Here is a 294-nt window from a genome sequence, read left to right on the forward strand (position 1 = left end):
CCAGCCCGATTTTTGCTCCCCGACGTTTTTTAGGAGCGCGCTTATTGTTGTTCATCTTCATCACCTCTGGCATTATCTTTGCCAGAAACCAGGAAGCTTATTCTGTGTCTTTCAAAATTTCCGCAACTTCTTTTAAGACAGTTCCTTCAAAAAAATAATTCAGAATCTCTTTGTAGTCTTTTCCCTCTTTCGCCATGGATTCGGCCATATTCTGGCTCATTCCAAGTCCATGGCCGATACCCTGAGTGATGACGATCGTTTTTTTATTTTCTTCTTTCAATGTATAGCAGGACG

Annotated in this window: 1 pseudogene; it reads right to left on the bottom strand. The window is 41.5% G+C overall.

Annotated features, from left to right (window positions below):
* Positions 1-97 precede the first annotated feature (97 nt).
* Positions 98-294, bottom strand: a pseudogene (locus CP367_RS10800) (hypothetical protein); the annotation flags it as partial.

It is taken from the genome of Lactobacillus sp. UMNPBX16 (genome assembly GCF_002553775.1).
GTDB classification, from domain to species: Bacteria; Bacillota; Bacilli; order Lactobacillales; family Lactobacillaceae; genus Lactobacillus; species Lactobacillus crispatus.